1 protein-coding gene is annotated in these 1,909 nt (G+C 64.3%); it reads left to right on the top strand.

All coding sequences use genetic code 11. From position 1 onward, the window contains the following. Nucleotides 1-162: 162 nt before the first annotated feature. On the top strand, nt 163-1,909 hold a 1,747-nt coding region (locus Q0349_RS06590), incomplete at its 3' end, for a M48 family metalloprotease (RefSeq protein WP_298080083.1).

Below are 1,909 nucleotides of genomic sequence, written 5' to 3'. Positions count from 1 at the left end.
TTTTGCGCATTCCTAATAAAATCAGTTCGTTACCATGAATTGTAAACACGCCCTAATTCCGCTCCGCCCCTGCCGCGGAGAAAACAGGGCAGGGCATCAAACCGCCCCAACATACATACACCAACCCCGCTACCCTGTATGTAAACGCCGACCGGAAACCCCATGACTAATTTCCGCGAAAAACACCGCCAGGCGGCCGCGTCCAGCCGCCGCCTCAACCTCGCCTTCTGGCTGGCGGCGCTGGCGAGCTACCTCAGCTACAGCCTCGCCTGCGCGCTCACCCTCTTTGGCATCTCGCCCCTCATCGCCGTCTATAGCGGACAACACTTCGTCAGCCGCTACCTTTGGCTCAGCCTCGCCTTCGGCCTCGTCCCGACCGGCATCATGCTCCTTGCCTACAGCGACGCGCGGCGCAAAATGCGTGAACGTAGCGCGGGCGAACAGGCACGGGCGCTCGGCGCCGAACCCACCCGCGACAATTCCGCCCGCGACCGCCGCTACACCAACCTCGTCGCCGAAATGAGCGCCGCCTCCGGCAATCCGCCGCCGGAAACCTTCATCCAGCGCCACGACCTCAGCATCAACGCCTTCATCCTCGGCGGCGCGGACGACACCCTCGCACTCACCATCAGCCAGGGCGCGCTGGACAGCCTGACCCGCGACGAACTGCAAGCCGTCATCGCCCACGAATACGGCCACATCGAAAACGGCGACCTCGCCCTTTACAGCCAGCTCACCGCCATCCTGCACGGCTACTACATTATTAGCGAATGGCAAAACCAGCAAGACCGCATCCACACCGCGCCGGAAGCCAACCTGTTTGACCTGCGCGGCCTCCTTGCCAACGAACAGGGCTACAGCTACACCGGCGGCATTCTCGCCCTCTTCGGCAGCATCCACTACCTCTGCGGTCGTCTGCTGCAAGCCGCCTTCTCGCGCCAACGCGAACACATGGCCGACGCCCGCGCCGTGCAATACACCCGCCACCCGGACGCCCTCATTGGCGCGCTGAAAAAAGCCCTCGCCCTGCAACACAACGGCGTCCGCCTGCTGCGCCCGCCGCTTGACCGCGCCCACATCTACTTCATCTACTACCAAAGCGCGCAGAACCGCCTGCTGCGCACCCACCCGCCGCTGCGCGAACGCATCCAGAGCTGGGGCGGCGGCGACGTGAGCGAGCGCGAACTTGACGCCATCCTCTTCGACATCCAGCAACAGGCGCGCGACCAATACGAAACCAACCCCGTGCAGCGCGGCAAAAGCGCGCTGACCAGCACGGCCACCTACCCGCTCATCAGCCTTGACCGCACCCTGGCCGCGCAGCACTACCCCGCGCCCGCTGACCCCGCCGCCGCGCTCCTTGCCCTCTACATCTACCACAGCGGTGCCAGCCCCTTTGACATCGAACAAAACCGCGTCATCCCGCTGGAAACCCTCGATGCCGCCCGCCCGGCGCTGAACACCATCGAACACGCCGCGCCGCTGGCGCAAATCCCGCTGCTCGGCCACCTCACCCGCGCCACCGCCACCCTCAGCGAAGCGCAAAAAAACACCCTCGAACAACACATCCAGCGCCTGATCAAACTCGACAAACACCTCAGCCGCTACGAACTCGCCGCCTACATCTGCTGGCGCGCGAGCCGCCACCCGGCAGGAAACGACAGCAACTACCGCGCCCAGCGCGACGCCATCATTTACCTCTACGACTACCTCATCAGCGACGCGCCGGACGATGACGAAGCGCAAGAAAACTACCAGCGCCTCTGGACAAGCAGCCTGCCGCTTGATGCGCCGCCGCACACCGCGCTGGATACCCAAGACGCCAAAACCGGCCTGCAACTCTGCCGCCATCTGGAAGCCCTGCGCCAGCTTGATGTCACCTACCGCAAGGTGCTGCTGGACGCCATCG

It is taken from the genome of uncultured Cardiobacterium sp. (assembly GCF_938028185.1).
Lineage (GTDB): Bacteria > Pseudomonadota > Gammaproteobacteria > Cardiobacteriales > Cardiobacteriaceae > Cardiobacterium.
This window is presented reverse-complemented; position numbering and strand designations above follow the sequence as displayed.